We start from the raw sequence: 19,947 nt of genomic DNA on the forward strand, positions 1-19,947 counted from the left end.
CGGCATGGGGCGTTGCCGGTTGAGCGTCGGGAAATCAGTGCCACCAAGGGATCAGCGCGTCCAGGTGGCGGCGCATCCGGTGCCGGGCCACTCCGGCGTCGCCCTCGACGATGGCGTCGAGAATCCGCTGGTGAACGTGCTGGACCTCCTCGGCCGCCGTGTCGCCGGGCAACGGCCGGTCGTGGCCTGAGGCATGGCGGCGGAACAGCTCGGTGATGATGGACAGGAACAGCGACAGCACCGGATTGTCGGAGAGCGCGGCCAGTTCGGTGTGGAAGAGGTCGGCCTTGCGCGGGTCGTCGGCGGGCCCCTCCGTGCTCCAGCGGACGGCCTTGCCGAGCCGTTCGGTCACCTCTTTGCCGCCCTCCGCGACTCTGGCGGTGACCCGGGCGACGATGCCCAGTTCGATGGCGTTGCGGACGATCCGCAGGTCGTCGGCGGTGACTCCCTGGTACTCCAGGAACAGCGCCATGGTGTCGATGCTGGCCTGCGGTTCGGGCTCGGTGACGATCAGGCCGCCGCCGGGGCCGCGGCGCATGCGGGCGACCGAGTGGTACTCCAACAGCCGTACGGCTTCCCGCAGTACGGCCCGGCTGATCGAGTACCGGGCGAGCAGGTCGGCCTCCGATCCGAGCACCATTCCGGTCTGCCAGCCGCGCGCGGCGATGTCGTCGTGGATGCGCGCCGCGACCACCTCGGCGAGCTTGGCCCGCGGCCCCTCGACCAGTTCGGGCTCGACGACATTGCCGGCGATCCGCTGCCCGCGCCGCACCCGGTGCTTCTCGATCCAGCCGGCCACCGACTCCAGATGCGCGGTCAGCTCCGTCTGGGCTCGGGCTCCGTCGTCGGCGATCACCGCGTCGACGACCGCTTTGTGCGCGCGGTGCGAGGTGTCCTTCGCCGCGTGCATCTCGGTCTTGGAGACACGGCGGGAGGTGTGCGCGTAGCGGGCGGTGAGCCGGGTGAGCACGTCGACGAACAGGTGCAGCACCGGGTTGCCCGACAACTGGGCGAGGACGGGGTGGAGGGGGTCCTGCGAGTGGACGCCGGGGTCGTCCCAGTGGTCGAGTTCGGCATCGAGGGTGGTCCGGAGGGTGCCGATGCCCTGCTCGGTGATGCGGTCGGCAGCCAGCCCGGCGGCGATCGGCTCCAGCAGGAGCCGGGCCTGGAGCAGGTCGGTGACGCTCGTACCGACGTATTCGAGGTAGATCACCATGGCGCGGGTCGCCGGTCCCGCGTCGGGCGCGCAGACGATCAGGCCACCGTTGGGGCCGCGCCGCATCCTGGCCACCTGGTGGTGCTCGACGAGCCGCACCGCCTCGCGCAGCACCGCCCGGCTCACCCCCAGGCGCTCCCGCAGGTCCACTTCGGAGCCCAGCGACTCGCCCACCGGCCAGCTCTGGCGGATCACGGTCGCCTCGATACGGCGGGCGGTCTGCGCGGCCAGCTTGCCGACCGGGATGCCGGTCTCGCCGTCGGCGGGCTCGCGGTCGACGGCAGTCGCCATGGCCAACTCCTCTGGGGCGGATATTGCGGATCCCCAGTCTATTCGTCACCTGGGCGGGAGGCGTGCGGTTCGGATACCTGGACCTCAGATGAGGCCACTTTTTCCAGTTCCACCCCCTGGCAAGCGAGTGATCGACATGGTTAGAGCAGCCTCATTTCAGGGCCGCGGCATGAGAACAGGGAGCCGACAGCGATGCGACTGGAGTCCACGCCCGAGCTCGAAGCGTTCCGGAGGAAGGTGCGCGCCTTCGTCGCCGAGCACGCTCCCGGCATCAAGACCCGTGCGGGGGTGCGCGCACCGGAGCCCGAACTGATGCCGGCGATCCGGGAGTGGACCGCCAAGCTGTACGAGGCGGGCTTCCTCGGGATCGACCGGCCGGCCGAGTACGGCGGCCGTCCCGACGCGCATCCGCTGGAACCGTCCGTCGTGGCGGAGGAGATCGCCCGCACCTGGCAGCCGATCGGCGCCGCCTCGCTGGCCTCTGCCGCGTTGCTGGAGCTCGGCACCGACGCGCAGCGGGCGCGTTTCCTGCCCCGTATCCGTTCCTGCGCGGACGTGTGGTGCCAGCTGTTCAGCGAGCCGGAGGCGGGCAGCGACCTGGCGGCGCTGCGGACGCGGGCGGTCACCACCACGCCTTCGGCTGGGGCCCGCACCAGTGCGTGGGCCAGCAGCTCGCCCGTATCGAACTCCACGTCGTCTTCAGCACGTTGTTCCGCCGCGTGCCGACGCTCCGACTCGCCGTCGACTTCTCCGAGTTGAAGTTCAAGGAGGACTCGCAGGCGTACGGCATCTACGAGTTGCCCGTCGCCTGGTGACGAACGGGAGCGGCAACTCCGGTCGGGCGCAATAGTGTTGGGGCGACCATCGAAGGAGCTGCCTTGCCCGCTGTCACCCCGGCCGACGACCGAGCCGAGATCACCGACCTGTTCGCGCACCTGGCCAACCTGCTGGACGAGTGCCGCCACGACGACGCCGGGACCGTCTTTCACTCCGACGTCGTGGCGCACTCGCCACGGGGCGACCTGCACGGCCTGGACGAGTTGACCGACTTCCTGGAGAAGAGCTGGGTCGAGGGGCAGCGGACCCAGCACATGCACGGTGATGTGCTGGTGCGTCTCGACGGCGACCGCGCGGAGGCTACCGCGAACCAGCTCGTGCACTTCTACCGTGACGGCGCGGCGCCCCACCGGACCAGCGGTCTGCGCGTCGCGTGCACCGCCGTACGGACCCCGGTGGGCTGGCGGTTCAGCGAGATGCAGGTCACGTTGGCCTGGACGGACGAGAAGTGACGCGACTCAGGTCTTGGCCGCCCAGGCCGGTCGTCACGGAAGCAGTTCGATGATCGTGGCGTTGGCGGTGCCGCCGCCCTCGCACATCGTCTGCAGGCCGTAGCGCAGGTTCCGTTGCCGCATCCGGGCGAGCAGCCGGGTCAGCAGGATGGCCCCGGAGCCGCCGAGCGGATGGCCGACCGCGATCGCTCCGCCCAGCGGGTTGAGCCGCTCGGGGTCGGCGCCGGTCTCGGCCAGCCATGCCAACGGGACCGGCGCGAAAGCCTCGTTGACCTCGAACGCCCCGATGTCCTCGATGGACAGGCCGGATCGGCGCAGGACCTTCTCCGTCGCGGGGATCGGCCCCGTCAGCATCATGACCGGGTCCGCGCCGCTGACCGCGCCGGAGTGGTAGCGGGCGATCGGCTTGAGGCCCAACTCCCTTGCCCGTTCGGGAGTTGTGATGAGCAGCGCGGCGGCGCCGTCGGAGATCTGGGAGGCGTTTCCGGCGTGGATCACGCCGTCCTCCTTGAACGACGGCTTGAGTTTGGCGAGGGTCTCGACCGAAGTGCCGCGCCGCAGTCCCTCGTCGACGGTGAACTTGGTGCCGTCGACCTCGATGGGCACGATGTGGTCGTCGAAGATCCCCGAGTCGATCGCCGCGGCGGCCTTGGCGTGCGACTCGGAGGCGAACTCGTCGAGCCGGGTACGGTTGAGGCCCCACCGTTCGGAAATCAACTCGGCGCCCACACCCTGGCTGAACCGGAAGCCGTCGTAGCGGGCCAGGACGGCGGGTCCGTAGGGCTGTCCGGTGGTCCGGTGCGAGCCCAACGGGACCCGGGTCATGGTCTCCACTCCCCCGGCCACCACGAGGTCGTACTGCCCGGCCATCACGGCGTGTGCGGCGGAGTCGACAGCCTGCTGGCTGGAGCCGCAGGCCCGGTTGATGGTCACCCCGGGCACGTGCTCGGGCCAGCCGGCGGCCAGTGCCGCGAACCGGGCGATGTTGCTCGACTGATCGCCGATCTGGGTGACGCAGCCCCACATCACGTCGTCCACGGTGCCGGGGTCCACACCGGTGCGTTCCACCAGCGCGGTCAGTACGTGTGCCGACAGGTCGGCCGCGTGCACGGCGGCCAGGGAGCCGTTGCGCTTGCCGATGGGCGTGCGTACGGCGTCGACGATGACGGCCTCGGGCATGGCAGGTCCTCTCGGTCGCTAAGGATTCAGGGGGAATCAGTGGGGAACTGGACGGCGGCGCCGCTGTCGACGAGTTCGTCGGCATCGGCGATCTCCCAGTCCCGGAAGACGGCGCGGGTGTCGGCGCCTACGGGTGGGGCCGCGGGGCCGGGGCTCGACGGGGTCGCCGAGAAACGGGGTGCCGCGGCGGGCTGGACGACGCCCTCCCGGGCGAACAGGCTCCTGCGCGCGGCCAGTTGGGGGTGTGCCGCCGCCTCGGTGAGGCCGAGGACGGGGGCGACGCAGGCGTCGGTGCCCTCGAACAGGGCCGCCCATTCGTCGCGGGTGCGCTCGGCGAAGCGTTCGGCCAGCCGACGGCGCAGCTCGGGCCAGGTCGACCGGTCGTGCTGGAGGTCGGTATCGACGTCGAGCTTCAGGAGCTCGATCAGGCGCCGGTAGAACTTGGCTTCGAGGGCGCCGACCGCGACATGTCCGCCGCCCTTCGTCTCGTAGACGGCGTAGAAGGGCCAGCCGCCGTCGAGTTGGTTGATCCCCCGCTCGTCGGTCCACGCCCCGCGCCCGAGTTTGCCGAAGGTGCTCGCGAGGAGATGGGCCGTCCCGTCGACGATGGCCGCGTCGACCACCTGGCCGACTCCCGTGCGCCCTACGGCATGCAGGGCGGCGAGCACGCCGATCACGAGGTAGCAGCCGCCGCCCCCGAAGTCGCCGACCAGGTTGAGCGGTATCTGCGGGGGTCCCGCCGCGTCTCCGATCGCGCCGAGCGCGCCGGTGAGGGCGATGTAGGTGAGGTCGTGTCCGGCGGCTGCGGCGAGCGGCCCGGTCTGGCCCCAGCCCGTCATCCTGCCGTACACGAGGCGGGGGTTGCGTGCCAGACACTCGTGGGGTCCGATGCCGAGGCGTTCGGTGACGCCGGGGCGGAAGCCCTCGATCAACGCATCGGCGCGCTCGACGAGTTGGAGGAGGGCGGCGGGTCCTGCCGAGTGTTTCAGGTCGAGTACGACCGACCGCTTGCCCCTGTTGAGGACGTCGGCGGGGCCGCCCGCGTCGGGTTCGGCCGCCCGCTCGGGCCGGTCCACCCGGACGACCTCCGCACCGAGATCGGCGAGGAGCATTCCGGCGAACGGGCCCGGCCCGATACCACCGAGTTCGACCACGCGACAGCCGGACAGTGGTCCTGCGGTCACAACACCCTCCCTGGCAGCCTGAGTTGAGGATCCCGGTACTTCTACGACGCCGTCAGCGTCCCTTCCAGACCGGCGGGCGCTTCTCGGCGAACGCGGCGGCGCCCTCCCGCGCGTCCTCGGACGAGAACACCGGCGCGGCGATCTCGGCCTGCCGGATCCAGCCCTCCGCCAGCGTCCAGTCGGCGGCGGACTGCGCGATCTGTTTGGTGGCGGCGACGGCGAGGGGGCCGTTCGCCGCGATGGTCGCGGCGAGTTCCAGCGCGCCGGCGAGCGCGCCGCCCTCGTCGGTGAGCCGGTTGACCAGTCCGACCTCGGCCGCACGTTCGGCGGTGATGGGCTCGCCGGTCAGCAGCAGCTCCAACGCGACGGCGTACGGCACTCGTTGGGGCAGGCGCAGTGCCGCACCGGCCCGGGCGACCAGGGACCGCGTCACCTCCGGGACCCCGACCCGCGCCCCGCGGGACGCCACGACGAGGTCGCAGGCGAGCAGCAGCTCGAAGCCGCCGGCCAGCGCCCAGCCCTCCACCGCCGCGATCGGCGGCTTGCGCGGCGGGGTGATGGTGATGCCGCACAGCCCCCGGCCCTCGATCGCGGGGCTCTCACCGCGCAGCCATGCCTTGAGGTCCATGCCCGCCGAGAAGGTGCCCCCCGCTCCCGTGAGTACGCCGACCCGCAGCTCGTCCGTCTCGTCCAGCTCGTCGACCGCGGCGGCGATTCCGGCGGCCACCCCGGCGTCCAGCGCGTTCTTGACCTTGGGACGGTTGATCGTGATGACCTGGACCGCGTCCCGGCGCTCCACCAGCACTTCGTCCGACACCTTGCCTCCTGAGTTCTCGTTCTTGACCGCTGTTCACTTGACGGCGAACCGCTCCAGTTCGTGGGCGACCATGCCGTCCAGGTCCTGGGCGGGCGGCTCGGGAAGTTCGACGGCCCGCTCCCTGGTCGGCAGCAGCACAACTGCCCTGCCGGGTGTGGTGACTTCACCGCGCTGGTTCTCGCAGCGCACCTCGATGTGCGCCTCGCTCCGTCCGTCCACCTGCCGCTTGTCGACGACGGTGCCGCGCACCCAGGTGGTGTCGCCGAGGTAGTTGAACTTGCGGTGCTCGCAGCGCAGTTGCCACAGCCAGCCGTCGTCGCCGATCCAGTCGGTGAGGAGGTGGCAGAGTCAGGTCTCACGCATGCCGCCGTAGTCGTAGGGGTTGGGGAGGCCGAGTTCGCGGGCCCGCTCGGGTTCCCAGTGCAGGCGCTGCACGGTGTCGGGGACGCCCAGGCGGTTGGGCGGGTAGAGGCCGGGGGCCTTGCGCCGTACGGCAGCGGCGATGCCGAAGGCGCCGGGTGGGGTGAGCTGCATGCCCCAGCCCAGATGCCAGACGACCACGTCCGTCGTGGTCAGCGGGCCCTCGATCCTGCCGACTCCGCCCCTGCGCGGCCCGGCGGCCACCGCCGTCCTCATCGGCGAACTGGTCGCCGACGCCATGCGGCGCGACCTGCCGTGACACGGATCAGGCGAGGACCGGGGCCGGCCCCTCGAAACCGGCCGCGAGTTGCCGCAGTCCCTGGTCCAACAGGTCTGCCAGGCATGACTGTTCGTCCGTCAGCCAGTGTTCGTAGGCGGCGATGCACGCGGCGAGGACGGTGTGGCCGATCAGCCGGGGCAGCAGGTCCGAAGGCGCCCGGCCGGTGCGGCGGGCGGCGAACTCCGTGACGAGTGTCCGCCACGACGCGTACCGCACGGTCGAGTCGGCCTGCAGTGTCGGCACCCGCAGGATGAGTGCCATGCGCTGACGGTGCCAGGGCACCACCGCCGGGTCGAAGCGGTTGAACTCCACGACCGCGCCGCGCAGCGCGTCCATCATCGAAGCGGCCGGATCGGTATCCGCCAACAGGGCGTCGAGCTTGACCAGTTCGGCCGCGAAGTCGCCCCACACCAGGTCGTTCTTGGAGGCGAAGTAGCGGAAGAAGGTGCGGCGTCCGATCCCTGCCGCGGCGGCGATGTCGTCGACGGTCGTACGGTCGAAGCCGTGCCGCGCGAACAGTTCGAAGCCCACCCGTTCGAGCACGGCCCGCGAGGTCACGGGCGGTCGGCCCGTTCTGGCCGGTCGCTGTCCGCTGTCGTCGTTCGCACCATCCACAGCGCACATCATGCACAGGTGCGGGGGTCGGCGTGCTCCCGCACCACCCGCGTCACCATGTCCGCCACCCTGCTCAGGCGGCGCTCGCGGAGGTCCAGAACGGGCGTCCTGACCGAAAGGCCCTGGGAAGCCAGCAGGTTCATCAGGGCCCAGATGAGTTCGGGGCGGCCGGCCACGGGGAGTTCCCGGCCGTCCGGGGCGACGGCCCTGGCCGTGGTGACACCCGCGAGGAGGTTGGTGCGGGCCCAGTCGACCACGTACGAGCGGCCGTTCGGGCTGACGGCGAGGACGACCTCCCTGGTCCGGTGGAGGACCGTCAGATAGTTCATCGGCACCGTCAGCCGCCGGGCGGCGTCGAACGGGGGTGTGCCGTCCGCCGGTTGGATGCGCAGAACCGTGTCGAGAACCGGGCCGTGGTCCTGGAAGGTGGTCCTGCCGCGCATCTCCAGGAAGCGGGCGCGCACCAGCACCCCACCGCGCCGCGACCAAAGACGGCCGACCCATCCGAACTCGCCCTTCTCTCCTGGGAGTTGGTCCGCCAGCCGACGCGCTTCCTCGCCCGGCTCACTCACCGGCGCCTGCTCCTCGGGGCAGGCTCGGTGCCGGTCGGCCAGGGCTGCGTAGCGTGCCGCCGTGTACGGGTCCAGCTGCCGCAGGTCGATCGTGTCGCCGGTCATGACGACGCCTCCGGCCTCCCGTGAGATCCGCATCTGCTGGAGCTGGCGGTCCGGGCGCCGGGTCAACTCGGCCGAGCGGCCTTCGAGATCGATCAGCCGGGAGGTTCTCGTGCCCGCGAGCAGGGCGCTGCGCGGCCATTCGGGGGTGACCGCTCGCCGCACCCCGGGAGCGGCCGGCTCGACGAGGACGACCAGGCGGCCCGCCGTGATCGCCGACAGACACACGGGCGGCACCCGCCACTCGCCCGTGACCTCGAAGTCCCCGGTCCCGTCGGACCCGTCGTCGGACTCCTCGGTGTCGTGCACCCGCAGTCTCAGTGCGATCAGCGGTGTGAACTCGTCGGGCGTGTAGTTGCCGACGTGAGTGGTGAAGGTCGACTCGCCGTCCGGGTTGTACCGGACCAGGGATGCCTCCAGTACGTCCGCCCGCATCAACCGCGCCCGCGCCGAGCCCTGTTGGGACCGGGGCGCCAACAGCACGAAGGTGTCGTCCCGGTACGGGAAGCCCCTACCCTTCAGCCGGTCCCTTCGGGTGATCCCGGGAAACTCCTTCCGCGTCGAGACGACCGCGGAGACGGGGATCGTGAGCGTCATGGCCGCCCCGGCCGCCACCACGGCTGCCGGCCAGCCCCAGCCGGGGTCCTGGTCCCAGGCTGAGCAACCGATGGCAAGGAAGACCGGGCCCGTACAGCCGCAGAGCGCGGCGAACAACAGATTGCCGATGAACACACCGGTACGGCTACGCATGGCCTGTCCTCCGTTCCTGTCCTCTGTGGACTCGCCCCACCGAAAATGCTCACAACTCGACCCGGACCCGCCCGCCGGCCGGGTCGACCACCGCCTCGCACCGGAGGCCCGCACGCAGGGCGGGGTGGTGCGTGCGTTTCCACGTCGTCTCGAAGGTCCGCACCCCCGGACAGCTGATCCGCGGCTCGACCAGGACGCCCGACTCCTCGCCGTTCCACTCGAAGTCGGTCGGATCAGGGTCACGGCGTCGCACCGGCCGACCCGGTCGACCAGGGACATCCGCACCGGATCGGCACCGACTCCGTCGTCGGTCATGTCAGTGCTCAGGAGCCCGGGGCCGGCTCCGCTCCAACAGGTCCGCCAGGATGCGCAGGCCGGGGAGGCAGGGTTCGTCGTAGCGGACGGTGTGCTTCCGGCCGGACTTGGTGATGATCGTCAGCCGGCGGATCCGGCCGGTACGGAACTCGATCCGGGGCTCCTCCCACACGTGGTACCGGGCCGCGTCGACGTAGCCGAAGACCTCCAGCACCCGGCCGTCGAAGGAGAGCGGCGCGGACCCGGTCACCGGCGCGTCGTACGGCAGTGCCGGGGTCACGGGGTCGCGCCGTCCCCGGCGTAGAGGTAGGCGCCCGGCCGGGCGGGGTCGGCGACCAGCAGTACCTCGTCGCCGGTGCGGGGGATCCGCAGCTTGGAGACGATGGTCCGCAGGGTGATCCGGTCGGGGCCGCCCGACGGCTGCACGACGAGGTCGACGACCGGATCGTGGTTGATCAGCTGACCGGTGTCGCCGATCGACACGACGACGGCCGACGTGGTCGGCGCTCCCGCCGCGAGCAACTGCTGTACTCCGAGGCCCGAGTTGTACGCTCCCATCGACTCCTGGACCCTGGCGTAGTCCTCCTTGCCGAGGAAGGCGCGGGTGGTGCGGCCGTAGAAGCCCTTGCCGCCGGCCACCTGTGCCGCGATCTCCGCGGCCCGCTCCTCGCGGCTCTTGCGACGTCCGAAGAGTCCCATGACGGCTCCTCCTTCTGATCGGGGTTGGTGTCCCGTGGTTCCCGCTGTCCCTGTGGACGCTAGGTGCTCCCGTTCGCCTACCGATCCCAGGTTCGACCGCCCGATCTCGGACGACGTACCCTCCTGACATGCCGCTTCCGAGCCAGCCGACCGACGCGCGCCGTCCGCGCGCCATGGTCATCGACGGCTCCTGGCGCGCTCTCGGACCGGGTCTCGAACCGCTGAGCGGCCCCGGTGGCGCCCCCCTGACCCGGACCGTCAAGCTGATCCTGCTGCCGTTGGTCGTCCGGCCCGCGCTGCACCCCGAACTCGCGGCCGACTTCCTCACTCCGGAGCGGGCCGCCCAACTCGACGCGCTGATATGGGAGTCCGGTGCGCGGCTGCTCGCGACGGCACAGTGGTTCACCCTCCTCAAGCGGGCCCGCCGGGCGCTGGGCGTGGTGGCGGGCAACCCGCAGGACCTGTATTTCCAGCGGTGCTTCGAACTCGCCGCCGAGCACGGAGTTCCCGCCGCCGATGCGGGCGCATTGGCCAGGGCCGTCGTCGAGGACGTGGCCGACTCGGACGGCGGCCGTACGGTGGAAGCGCTCAAGCAGCATCTGGCCGACGACACCCAACATGCCCGTATCGAGGTGGAGTTGGCTTTCGCATGGGAGAGCCGCCGGGCTGCGACCACCTCTGGTACGGCCGCGGTGTTCGCGCGGGCGACCGAGGTGCTCGAAGCCTGCGGCGGGCCGGACGGGCCGCGGAAGTCACCGGACTACGGGGGCATGGTCGAGGCGGGAGACGGTGAGTTGCTCGGCCGCGCCATGTGGGCGGGCACGGGCGGGGTCTGGGCCCGTGCCGAACTCCCTGCCCATCTGGGGCTGACGGAACGGCGGTTGCCGCCGCGTCCGCAGGTCGGGCGGGGTGCCTCGACGGCCACGCTCCCCGCGCCGCTGGACCGCACCCTCTTCGAGCGGCTCTTCGTCGTGCTCCAGTCCTCGGCCCGCCGCGAGGAACTGCCGACGGTCCCGGAACTCGTCCGGCGCGAGGTCGGCCGTAGCTGCGCTCCGCTCGGTCTGTACGACGAGAGCCTGCGCGTCGCCGTCGTACTCGGCGGGCGGCTCGCGGTCGGACTCGACCCGCTGGGCACCGGGGAATCCGCGCCGGGACGGACCTCGGCGCACCGGGCGGTCAACAGCCGTTGGCGACGGGAGGCCTCGGTCCTGCGCGCCCGCCGGATGACCGTCTCTCCTCGCCCCGATCCGGACGGCGGCGTGCTGGACGCCCTCGCCCAGGACCTCCGTACGCCCTGGACCGCCTACATGCGGCGGTTGTGGGTACGACTGCACGGACGGGACGTCCGCGACGCGCCGCTGGCGGATGCCGCGGCGGCCTGGGCGGTGCTCGACGGGGTCGCCCGCTCGGTGATGATGGACCACCGGGCCAGGGTCCGGTCGGCGCTGCGCGCGCTGTCGACACCTACGGCACCACCACCCGCCGTACCCGAAGCGGCCGAGTCGAGGAGTGCGTGATGGCGACGCCTCCCATGGATGTCCGCGTCGCACGGGACGACGACGGCATCATCCGGGTCGCGGCCGGCAGTGCCGGTCCCGACTTCACCCGGGCGGTGCTCGACGTCGCCGGAGCGGTGCTGACCTGGCCGGTCCTCGGGAACCCGGGACCGCCGACCGCCGAGATCCACGACGTGGAGCAGGCGCAGCAGTGGCTGTGGGCGGTCCACGGCGAGCGCGTCGCGGCCGCCGTGCACGCCTGCGCGACGGGCGATCCGGTCGGACCAGGGGTACCGGCCGACCCAACCGCGCTCGCGGCCGACGCCGCCCGGCTCGGTTTCGGGCACTGGGCGGCCCGCTGGTGGCCGGCCTCGCACCTGGACGGCATACCGGCGCTGCAACCCGACGTACTCGGGCTGGAGTTGGCGGCACTGACGCATCAGTGCCAGCAGCTGTTCGACGGGAGGGGTGGCGCCTTCGGTGACCTTGCCGACTTCGGTGACCAACCCGACGACTGCGCGGCCGAGTTGATCGAGGACCATCGGGCCGCCCTCGACCCGCTCATCCAATGGTGGCGCGCGGCACCGGGGTCCTCGACGGACACGACACGCCGGCTGGAGAGCGTGCTGCGGCTGATCGACGACGCGGCGGACGGCGCCGGTCTGGACGGCCCTGAGCTGCGCCGGCTTCGTTCGCTCCTGGACCGGCCCGGTCCGGCCGCCGCCGCTCCGTCGGACCCCGGCACGCTGTTCGCCCGGTACGGCGGCTACGCCCTCGCGGCGGGTGAACGGCTTGTCGCCGGCGGCCGGTTGATCGCCCGGGGCTCGGGGACCAACGACTGGCGCCGCTACCCGCCCGGGCTCGTCGACGCCTCCGAGACGGCGGTGTCGTGGACCGCCCGCGCACTCGGCGCGCGACGGCAGTTCGAGGTCGATGTCGTCGCGCACAGCGCGGCACCCGCGACCGGTGTCCCTCTCGCGGCGGAGGTCCGGGTGAACGACGGTCCGCGGAAACGGGTCGCCCTCGCCAGGCGGGACGACATCTGGACCGGCCGGGCGGACCTGGATCTGCCGCCCGGCGAGACCCGGCCGCGCGTCGAACTCGGTGTGCTCCTCCCCGGCTTCGATCCCGGCCCGGGTCCCGAGACCGGCGCCGAACGCGACGCGATCCGCGCACTGGTCCGGCGGCGCCTCGCGGCGGCGGCACAGCCCGTCGTGTACGACGCTCCACCGCTCGACAGTTGCTCCGCACCGTTCCTCGCCGAGATCGCCGCCGCCACCACCGATGAGGACTACTGACGGATGCCGGACCAGGAAGACGACGCGGCAGAGGGCGGCGGAGCGGTGACGCCGCTCTACGGCGAACCGTTCGACAGCGGTCTGGCCCGGGCCGAGGAACATCACCTCAACGCCGAGGTCGCCGCCGCGATCGCCGTCTACGACCAGTTGCTCACCCTGGCCGAGTCCCTGGAGGACTCCCCCGACGTACGGTTCCTGCGCGCGCACCTGCTGGCGAACGCCGCGAGTGTCCGGCTGGGTGCCACGGACTTGGCGGCGGCACAGGACGCCATCGACCGCTCCCACGCCCTGCTCGACGGGATCGCGTCGGCGCCGATGGGACCGCGCGGCCGTCAGCTGTGGCTGGAGCTGGTGCTGCGGACGCTGATCGCCAGGGCCGACCTGCTGCGCAGGACCGGGTATCCGGACGAGGCGCTGGCCTGTCTCGACGAGGCGGCGCTCAGACTGCCGGAGTTCGACGACCCCGATGGACTGCGCACCTCCGAACTCGGCCTGAACCGGGTGCACTTGCTGATGGACCGGGGCGCGTGGGGGGCCGCCGAGGAACAGGCTTCCGCACTGCTGTCGGCCACACCGGAGACGGCGGTGGAGACCGTCCCGCGACTGCTGGTCGCCCTCGGTCTGATCTGTTCCTCGACCGGGCGGTTCGACGCGGCCGAGGACCATTTCGCGCGCGCCGAGGAGCACTTCCGGCTGCTGGGGGACACCGGTGAGCAGCAGACACTGCTGGCACACCGGGCGTACGCCGCGATGCGCCGGGGCGAACTCGACCTCGCGGAGCGGTTGTTCGCGGAGGCGTCCGCGTTCTTCGAGCGGCAGGGCCGGTTCGGCGACCTCGCGGTCTGCGAGCAGGCGCGCGCCTTCCTCGCCGGTGAGCGCGGCGACGGCACCGGCGCGGAGGGCCTGTTGACGGCCAGCCTGGAGCGGTTCGAACGGCTCGGCGCCTCCATCGCCGCCGCCGACAGCATGCTGCTGGGAGCCCAACACGCCTACGCCCGGGGCGACATCGACGAGATGAAGCGGCTGGCCCAGGAGGCCCGGGACGTGTACCAGGAGCGGGCGGTGTACGAGCGGTGCGCGCAGGTCGACCTCATGCTCGCGCGCACTCTTGAGGACAACGTGAACCGGACGGACCACGGCGAGCGGGAGCGGGAGTCCGTCGACAACGCGCTCTCCCTCGCGCTGCCGGCCGCGCTGGCCCTGGAGGCGGCACGCTACGACTTCGCCACCGCCCACGCGCGCAGTGAGTGGCTGCGGCTCGCCGAGGACGCCGTACAGCTGGTGTTCCGCCTGGTGATGCGCCGGCAGGACCAGGGGCTGCTCTTCGAACTGGCCGAACACCGTTGCGCGGGCGCCTCGTTGGCCCTGAATCCGAGCCCGGCCTCCGCTCCGGCTGCCGCCTCCGCCTCGGTCGAGGACCTCGCGTCGGTCTTCCCGAGCGCGGCCATGAAGACGTACTGGCACGACGCACACGACGAGGACGACGAGGACGGACCCGCGAACGGCACGATGGCCCTCGGTGGGGTGGCCGCCGAGGCCGCCGCCTCCGCCGGACTGCGGGTCTCGCCGCCGCCGAAGGTGCGGATGTCGGCGCAGCCGGGTCCGGGACGCGTCGCGCTCCAGGAGTACATCGCGGCGGCCGAGTTCCGTTACCGGCGGCGGATCGTGCACGAGGAGGAGGTGCCGTTCTGGATCACCGACGACATGACGAGCCGCCCGGTGGTCCAGATCCGGCTGGCCGACGCCGGTGATCTGTTCATGACCTGGACCTGGGCCGGCGGGGCGAGGGGATTCGGCACCGGTCACGGCCCCGGCCACGAGGTCGACCGGGCGGTCGGCGCACTCGCCGGTGCCCTGCCGGGGGCGGGCGACGGGACGGAGGGTATGCGGCGGGCGTTCACGGGCGCGCTGGCCGAACACGGCAGCGAGCGCCGGCTCGCGCGGACACTGGCCGAGGCCCTGTGGCCGGAGGGGCTGACGGCGCAGATACGTCAGGTGTCGGAGCGCGCGGGCCGTCCACTGGTACGGATCCAGCCGTCGCCCCGGGTCGCCCAGGTCCCCTGGGAGCTGCTCGCCGTCGACGACGATGTCCGGCTCATCGACCTGGCGGACGTGGTGACCACCGCACCGGCGTCACTGCGCCCACGAGATCCGTCGACCGCAGCGACACGGAGCACGGGCGCGGACACGGACCCTGTCGTCCTCGTCCTCGACCCCCGCGTCCCCGGCTTCCGCGCCGACTCCCCGCTCGGCTCGGTGCTCGGGCCGCCCGGCTCCGACCCCGAGCTGCTGTCGCTGGTCCGGCGCCATCTCGACGCGGGCGCCGTCGTACCGTCCGTCGCCACCCCGGCGGAGGCCTTCCGCCGTACCGACCTGGACCGGGACTGGCTGAGCGGTGTGCTCCGCGCGGGCGCCCGCAGACTGCTCTACGTCGGGCATGTCAGCGGTGCGCCGGTCGAGGGCGGGCAGAGCGAGGACGGCACGCTGCACCTGTCCTGCGCCGCGGACACCGCCGGTCTGACCGAGCCGCTGCGCACGCATCGGCCGCTGTCGGCCAAGGACCTGCTGCTGGGCACGCTTCCGCTGCGCGCGGACGGCGAGCCGGGCGCGCGGATCTGGCCGGCGCCGGCCCGGGTCGCCCTCATCGGCTGCGAGAGCGGCGGTGATCTGCGCTTCGCCGAGTCGTTCGGGCCGGCGACGGCGATGCTGCACAACGGTGCCGAGTTGGTCACCGCGACCCGCTGGGTGCTGCCGACCAGTTTCGCCTTCCATGGGCTGGCTCAACTGCCGGAGTCCGTACGCCCGTTGTCGGAGGCGATCGTCGCGGTCGACGCGGCGCACGAGCACGAGGACCCCGTGCACCGGCTCGGCCGCTGGCAGCGCGAGCAGCTCGACCGATGGCGCGCCGACGGCCGCATCGAGCACTCGCCCCTGCTGTGGGCGGCGCTGACCTGCATCGTCGTATGACCCGGGATCGCTCTGCCGCCGGTCACAGCCGGACGATGATCAGGGCTGTGTCGTCGGTGGCGCCGCCGTGCGGGAGGAGTTCGAGGAGCACGGCGTCCGCGAGGGCTTCGGGGTCGGCGTTCCGGTGGCGGACGAGGGAGTCGGCGAGGCGGACCAGGCCTCTGTCGATGTCCTCGTGGCGGCGTTCGATCAGGCCGTCGGTGTAGAGGGCCAGGGTGGTACCGGGTGAGAACGTGGTGCCGGCCTGCGGTCTGGGCTTCGGGGCGGGGCGTGCGTCGAGGGGCGGGTCGGTGGCCCGGTCGAGGAATTCCACGCTGCCGTCGGGACGGACCAGGACGGGCGGTGGATGTCCGGCGCTGCTGTAGGTGATGGTGTGGTCGTCGAAGTCGACGAAGGTGGTGACGACGGTGGCGGATTCGGCGCCGTCGACGACGTTGGCGTAGCGACCGAGGACGTCGAGGGCCTGGGCGGGACCGTCGGCGACCCGGGAGGTGGCGGTCAGGGCGCTGCGCAGCTGGCCCATGACGCCGGCGGCGGCCAGGCCGTGGCCGACGACGTCCCCCACGGACACGGCGATACGGTTGCCGCCGACCAGGTCGACGACGTCGTACCAGTCGCCGCACACGTTCAGGGAGCCGACAGCGGGCCGGTAGCGTACGGCGATCTGGTGACCCGTGCTCTGTCGGCTGGTGGGCAGCATCGCCTCCTGGAGGGCGAGGGCGACCTCGCGTTCGCGGGCGTGGGCGCCGCGCAGGCGTTCGTTGAGCTCCTGCAGTTCGCGGGCGCGGGTGTACAGCTCGGCCTCCAGCACCCGGGTGCGACCGCTGCCGGAGCGACCGCGGGCCCGGATCAGCTCGGTGACCTCCTCGACACGGTGGACCAGCAGCACGACCTTGCCGTCCTGGTCGAGGAGCGGTGCGTTGACCGGGCTCCAGTAGCGCTCCTCCCACTGCCCGGGGCAGGCCGCCGACTCGACGTCGTACCGCTGGAGGGCCATGGTGTCGCGCTCGCCGGTGGCGATGACGCGGCGCAGTGAGGTCTCCAGGTTGCGCATGCCGGTGGCGGCGGGGTCGTTCGGGTTGTCGGGGAAGACGTCGAAGAGGAAACGGCCGACGACCTGCTCGCGGGTGCGGCCGGACATCCGCAGGAACTCCTCGTTGGCGTCCGCGTACACCAGGTCGGGGGTCAGCAGCGCCACCATCCCGGGCAGCCCTTGGAACACCGCCGCGTAGTCGATCGTCCCGTCCACCATGGCCCTGCCACCAATCACCACTGTCACACCATTTTCTCACGATATATATACAGAGTGAGCGGGCCCCGGAGGACACATTGTGCTCACCCGGTCACTCGGCGATACGCGACGGGTAGGGTGCCCGGGTGCCCACGCCACCCTCCTCCCCCACCCGGCTGATCGTGCTGCGCGGCAACAGCGCCTCCGGCAAGAGCACGGTGGCCACCGCCCTGCGCGAGCGGTACGGCCGCGGTATCGCCCTGGTGCGCCAGGACGTCCTTCGCCGGGAGGTGCTGCGCGAGCGCGACATCCCCGGCGGCGCGAACATCGGTCTGATCGACCTGACCGTCCGCCATGCCCTGGCGCACGGATTCCACACGGTGCTGGAAGGCATCCTCTACGTCGCCCACTACGGCGAGATGCTGGCCGGGCTGCTCGCCGACCACCCGGGCCGCACGCACTGCTACTACCTCGACGTACCGTTCGAGGAGACCCTGGCCCGGCACGCGACGAAGCCCATCGCGGACGAGGTGAGCGAGCACCAACTCCGTGAATGGTACCGGCCGTTGGATGTGCTGCCCGGCGGCGTCGAGACGGTGGTCCCGGCGACGAGCCCCCTGGAGGAGACGGTCCGGCGGGTGCTGTGCGAGTCCGGGCTGCGCGGCGCTCTTCGGCCGGGAGGCGGTTGACCGGTCGTACGCTGTGACCGTGATCGAGAGCGAGACTCCGGGTGCCGCCGCGGCCCGGCTCACCGGGTGCGTAGTGACCGGTCAGCGTCCGCTGTCCGGGGCTCTCAGCGAAGTCACTCTGGACGGCGGGCAGTTGGTGATGGTGAAGCGGGCCGAGGCGCCCGGCGCCGTGCGGGCCGAGGCGGCGGGGCTGCGCTGGCTGGGCGACGCAGGGACGGTCCGTGTGCCCGCCGTGCGCGGGCTGGACGAGCGGTGGCTGGTCACCGATCGTGTCCGCACCGGTCCGCCGAGCGCACGAGCGGCGGTCCGGTTCGGCCGGGAGCTGGCCGCCCTGCATGCCTCCGGAGCACCGGCGTTCGGCGCGCCGCCGCCCGGCGGTCCCACGGAGGCGTACATCGGGCTCGCCCCGATGCGCAACGTTCCCGCCGCCGACTGGCCCAACTGGTATGCCGGACAACGGGTGTTGCCCTATCTGCGCAGCGCGGTCGACACAGGCGCCCTGGAGCACGCCGAGGCAGCGGTGGTGGAGCGGGTCTGCGAACGGCTGCCCCAACTCGCCGGTCCCGCCGAGCCGCCAGCCCGGCTGCACGGCGATCTGTGGAACGGCAACGTGCTGTGGGGCGCCGACGGACACGTCCGCGTGATCGACCCGGCCGCGCACGGCGGACACCGGGAGACCGACCTGGCCATACTGCGTCTCTTCGGCTGTCCGTATCTGTCCGAGGTGCTGGACGGTTATCAGCAGGCCGCGCCGCTCGCCCCCGGCTGGACCGACCGCGTCGGGCTGCACCAGCTGTTTCCGCTGCTGGTCCATGTGGTGCTGTTCGGGCGCGGCTACGCCGAGCAGGCGTTGTCGGCGGCGCGGGCGGCCCTGGCCGGGTGACACCGGCCGGGACCGCCCATCACAACGACCGAGGCCAGACACCACCGACCCACCTGCCGCCGTTCGGCCGCGACTACGCCAAGCGCACCATCTCCGACGCGCGAGCAGCCCCTGCCGGACGACACCTGCCGGGGTCGCCCATCACGACGGTCCGGTCAGACGTGCGGGCGACGCCCCCGCTCCTGGTGCGGGAACTTCTGGTCCGCGCCGGGCAGGGTCGGCTTCGGCAGGGTCGCCACCTCCTCCTGCGCCTTCTCCAGCTGCTCCGCCGTGTCGTGGGGCAGCCGGGGCGAGCGCGGGCGGGCGTCGCGGAAGCGGAACGCGGTGGTGAGATCGCCGAAGGTCTCACGGCGCCAGTCGCTGACGTTCGGCTCCTCGACCCCGGTGAACCGCTCCAGGAACTGCAGCGCCGAGGTGTGGTCGAAGGCCTCCGAGGCGACCCAACCACCCACGGTCCAGGGCGAGATGATGATGGCGGGTACCCGGAAGCCGCCGCCGATCGGCAACCCCTGGATGAACTCGTCCTTGGTGCCCGCGGGCGGGGTCGGCGGGACGACGTGGTCGAACAGACCGTCGTTCTCGTCGTAGTTGAGGATGAACGCGGTCTTGCGCCACACCTTCGGGTTCGACGCGATGGCCTCGATCTTCGACGCGACGTAGTCGGCGCCGGCGGCCGGGAGGTAGTCCGGGTGCTCCGACTGGTAGCTCGTGGGGCAGATCCACGACACCGTCGGCAGCCGGTCGTTGCGCGCGTCGTCCTCGAACGTGCCGTGCGCCTGCGGCCGTACACCCCGCTCGTAGAGGTCGGAGCCGGGCTGCGCGTTCTTGAAGGAGGCGAACTGCTCCAGCATGTTGGTGCCGTAGTCGTCCTCCTCCTGGTACGCCTTCCAGCTGACACCGGCGTTCTGGAGGCGTTCCGCGTACGTCGTCCAGCGGTACGGCCTCGGCGCGGCGTTGCTGATGATCGGGCCGCCCCGGGTGCCGCCGGGGTCGATGGAACCAATCATCCACATCAGCCGGTTGGGCCAGGTCGGCCCGAACACCGAGCAGAAGTAGTTGTCGCAGATGGTGAAGGTCTCGGCGAGCGCGAACTGGAACGGGATGTCCTCGCGCGTGTAATAGCCCATCACATAGGGGCCGTTGACGCCGTCGGCCGCGCGGTGGGCGGGCAGCCACTGGTCCATCTTGCCGTTGTTCCAGGCCTGGTGCTGCACCGACCAGGCGTGGCTGGTTGACGGGATGGCCTGGGCGCTGGATGTGTGGGTGCCGAGGTGGAACGGGAGCAGGTAGCCCTTCGGGTTCACCGCGTCCGGCTGGTAGAAGACGCTGCGCCCGGTGTCGAGTTTGCGAGCGTGCGGATCGGCGAAACCGCGAACGCCGGACAGCGTGCCGAAGTAGTGGTCGAACGACCGGTTCTCCTGCATCAGCATGACGACGTGTTCGACGTCCCGCAGCGAGCCGTTCTCCGGCGGCTCGGCGGCGACGGCCTTCTGGACGCTCGACGGGAGGAGGGAGAGAGCCGCGGCACCGCCCAATGTGCCGGCGGCCGAACCCAGGAGTCTGCGACGTGTCAACTCGGCCATGATTGCCCCTTCTTGAAGAGCTTCGAGGGATCTCGTGGACCAGACCTCGGATCACTCTCCGCCCGCCCTGG

Annotated in this window: 20 protein-coding genes and 2 pseudogenes; 9 read left to right on the forward strand and 13 right to left on the reverse strand. The window is 71.8% G+C overall.

Features of this window, described 5'->3' with window-relative positions:
* Positions 1 to 34 precede the first annotated feature (34 nt).
* Entirely contained in the window at positions 35 to 1,507 is a 1,473-nt protein-coding gene (locus tag AB0I51_RS30265; protein ID WP_362980520.1) for an FCD domain-containing protein, read from the reverse strand.
* A gap of 192 nt (positions 1,508 to 1,699) precedes the next feature.
* Here AB0I51_RS30265 and AB0I51_RS30270 point away from each other — a divergent pair.
* The 3 genes and pseudogenes from AB0I51_RS30270 to AB0I51_RS30280 form a co-directional block, all read left to right on the forward strand.
* Positions 1,700 to 2,038 (forward strand): annotated as a pseudogene (locus AB0I51_RS30270) (acyl-CoA dehydrogenase family protein); the annotation flags it as partial.
* Between the two features lie 92 nt (positions 2,039 to 2,130).
* Positions 2,131 to 2,322, forward strand: a pseudogene (locus AB0I51_RS30275) (cytochrome P450); the annotation flags it as partial.
* Positions 2,323 to 2,385: 63 nt separating this feature from the next.
* Positions 2,386 to 2,796, forward strand: a complete 411-nt coding sequence (locus AB0I51_RS30280) for a nuclear transport factor 2 family protein (RefSeq protein ID WP_362980522.1) — start codon at positions 2,386 to 2,388, stop codon at positions 2,794 to 2,796.
* 33 nt (positions 2,797 to 2,829) lie between these two features.
* Here AB0I51_RS30280 and AB0I51_RS30285 read toward each other — a convergent pair whose 3' ends face one another.
* The 5 genes from AB0I51_RS30285 to AB0I51_RS30305 form a co-directional block, all read right to left on the reverse strand.
* Positions 2,830 to 3,975 carry a thiolase family protein gene (locus AB0I51_RS30285; protein ID WP_362980524.1) on the reverse strand — a complete coding sequence of 382 codons (1,146 nt, stop codon included), beginning with the start codon at positions 3,973 to 3,975 and terminating at the stop codon, positions 2,830 to 2,832.
* A gap of 26 nt (positions 3,976 to 4,001) precedes the next feature.
* Positions 4,002 to 5,159 (reverse strand): CaiB/BaiF CoA-transferase family protein, encoded by a 1,158-nt coding sequence (locus tag AB0I51_RS30290; RefSeq protein WP_362980526.1) that lies wholly within the window; start codon positions 5,157 to 5,159, stop codon positions 4,002 to 4,004.
* A gap of 52 nt (positions 5,160 to 5,211) precedes the next feature.
* The gene (locus tag AB0I51_RS30295) at positions 5,212 to 5,976 is read right to left on the reverse strand and encodes a crotonase/enoyl-CoA hydratase family protein (protein WP_362980528.1); all 765 of its coding nucleotides are present in this window, start codon (positions 5,974 to 5,976) and stop codon (positions 5,212 to 5,214) included.
* A gap of 33 nt (positions 5,977 to 6,009) precedes the next feature.
* Positions 6,010 to 6,225, reverse strand: a complete 216-nt coding sequence (locus AB0I51_RS30300; protein WP_362980530.1) for a hypothetical protein — start codon at positions 6,223 to 6,225, stop codon at positions 6,010 to 6,012.
* Positions 6,226 to 6,324: 99 nt separating this feature from the next.
* The gene (locus tag AB0I51_RS30305; RefSeq protein ID WP_362980532.1) at positions 6,325 to 6,510 is read right to left on the reverse strand and encodes a hypothetical protein; all 186 of its coding nucleotides are present in this window, start codon (positions 6,508 to 6,510) and stop codon (positions 6,325 to 6,327) included.
* Between AB0I51_RS30305 and AB0I51_RS30310 the strand changes: the two genes are divergently transcribed.
* Complete coding sequence (locus AB0I51_RS30310; RefSeq protein WP_362980534.1) at positions 6,509 to 6,655, forward strand: hypothetical protein; 147 nt, start codon at positions 6,509 to 6,511, stop codon at positions 6,653 to 6,655. The two genes, AB0I51_RS30305 and AB0I51_RS30310, sit on opposite strands and share 2 nt — an antisense overlap.
* A gap of 6 nt (positions 6,656 to 6,661) precedes the next feature.
* On the opposite strand, the gene mftR is transcribed toward AB0I51_RS30310, so the two are convergent.
* From mftR to AB0I51_RS30335, 5 genes are all read right to left on the reverse strand, one after another.
* Positions 6,662 to 7,291, reverse strand: a complete 630-nt coding sequence (gene mftR, locus AB0I51_RS30315; RefSeq protein WP_362980536.1) for a mycofactocin system transcriptional regulator — start codon at positions 7,289 to 7,291, stop codon at positions 6,662 to 6,664.
* Between the two features lie 8 nt (positions 7,292 to 7,299).
* Positions 7,300 to 8,715: a hypothetical protein gene (locus AB0I51_RS30320; RefSeq protein WP_362980537.1), complete on the reverse strand. Its 1,416-nt coding sequence runs from the start codon at positions 8,713 to 8,715 to the stop codon at positions 7,300 to 7,302.
* 49 nt (positions 8,716 to 8,764) lie between these two features.
* Entirely contained in the window at positions 8,765 to 8,968 is a 204-nt protein-coding gene (locus AB0I51_RS30325; RefSeq protein ID WP_362980539.1) for a hypothetical protein, read from the reverse strand.
* A 63-nt stretch (positions 8,969 to 9,031) separates the two neighbouring features.
* Entirely contained in the window at positions 9,032 to 9,310 is a 279-nt protein-coding gene (locus tag AB0I51_RS30330; RefSeq protein WP_362980541.1) for a hypothetical protein, read from the reverse strand.
* Positions 9,307 to 9,729 carry a hypothetical protein gene (locus AB0I51_RS30335; protein ID WP_362980543.1) on the reverse strand — a complete coding sequence of 141 codons (423 nt, stop codon included), beginning with the start codon at positions 9,727 to 9,729 and terminating at the stop codon, positions 9,307 to 9,309. Before AB0I51_RS30335 ends, AB0I51_RS30330 begins: the two co-directional genes overlap by 4 nt.
* A gap of 128 nt (positions 9,730 to 9,857) precedes the next feature.
* Here AB0I51_RS30335 and AB0I51_RS30340 point away from each other — a divergent pair, with 128 nt between their 5' ends.
* The 3 genes from AB0I51_RS30340 to AB0I51_RS30350 are packed head-to-tail and all read left to right on the forward strand — an operon-like array spanning position 9,858 to position 15,490.
* On the forward strand, positions 9,858 to 11,246 hold the full coding sequence (locus AB0I51_RS30340; protein ID WP_362980545.1) for a hypothetical protein: 1,389 nt from the start codon (positions 9,858 to 9,860) through the stop codon (positions 11,244 to 11,246).
* Positions 11,246 to 12,523, forward strand: coding sequence for a hypothetical protein (locus AB0I51_RS30345; protein WP_362980547.1), 1,278 nt, complete (start codon positions 11,246 to 11,248; stop codon positions 12,521 to 12,523). The genes AB0I51_RS30340 and AB0I51_RS30345 overlap by 1 nt, the downstream gene beginning before the upstream one ends.
* Before the next feature lie 3 nt (positions 12,524 to 12,526).
* Complete coding sequence (locus AB0I51_RS30350) at positions 12,527 to 15,490, forward strand: CHAT domain-containing protein (protein ID WP_362980549.1); 2,964 nt, start codon at positions 12,527 to 12,529, stop codon at positions 15,488 to 15,490.
* A gap of 22 nt (positions 15,491 to 15,512) precedes the next feature.
* Here AB0I51_RS30350 and AB0I51_RS30355 read toward each other — a convergent pair whose 3' ends face one another.
* Entirely contained in the window at positions 15,513 to 16,742 is a 1,230-nt protein-coding gene (locus AB0I51_RS30355) for a SpoIIE family protein phosphatase (protein WP_362980550.1), read from the reverse strand.
* 125 nt (positions 16,743 to 16,867) lie between these two features.
* Here AB0I51_RS30355 and AB0I51_RS30360 point away from each other — a divergent pair, with 125 nt between their 5' ends.
* Both AB0I51_RS30360 and AB0I51_RS30365 read left to right on the forward strand, forming a co-directional pair.
* Positions 16,868 to 17,410, forward strand: coding sequence for an AAA family ATPase (locus AB0I51_RS30360; protein ID WP_362980552.1), 543 nt, complete (start codon positions 16,868 to 16,870; stop codon positions 17,408 to 17,410).
* A gap of 19 nt (positions 17,411 to 17,429) precedes the next feature.
* Complete coding sequence (locus tag AB0I51_RS30365; RefSeq protein ID WP_362980554.1) at positions 17,430 to 18,293, forward strand: fructosamine kinase family protein; 864 nt, start codon at positions 17,430 to 17,432, stop codon at positions 18,291 to 18,293.
* 155 nt (positions 18,294 to 18,448) lie between these two features.
* Here AB0I51_RS30365 and AB0I51_RS30370 read toward each other — a convergent pair whose 3' ends face one another.
* Positions 18,449 to 19,876, reverse strand: coding sequence for an alkaline phosphatase family protein (locus tag AB0I51_RS30370; RefSeq protein WP_362980556.1), 1,428 nt, complete (start codon positions 19,874 to 19,876; stop codon positions 18,449 to 18,451).
* Positions 19,877 to 19,947 lie beyond the last annotated feature (71 nt).

The organism is Streptomyces sp. NPDC050549, from assembly GCF_040655035.1.
Taxonomy (GTDB): Bacteria; Actinomycetota; Actinomycetes; order Streptomycetales; family Streptomycetaceae; genus Streptomyces.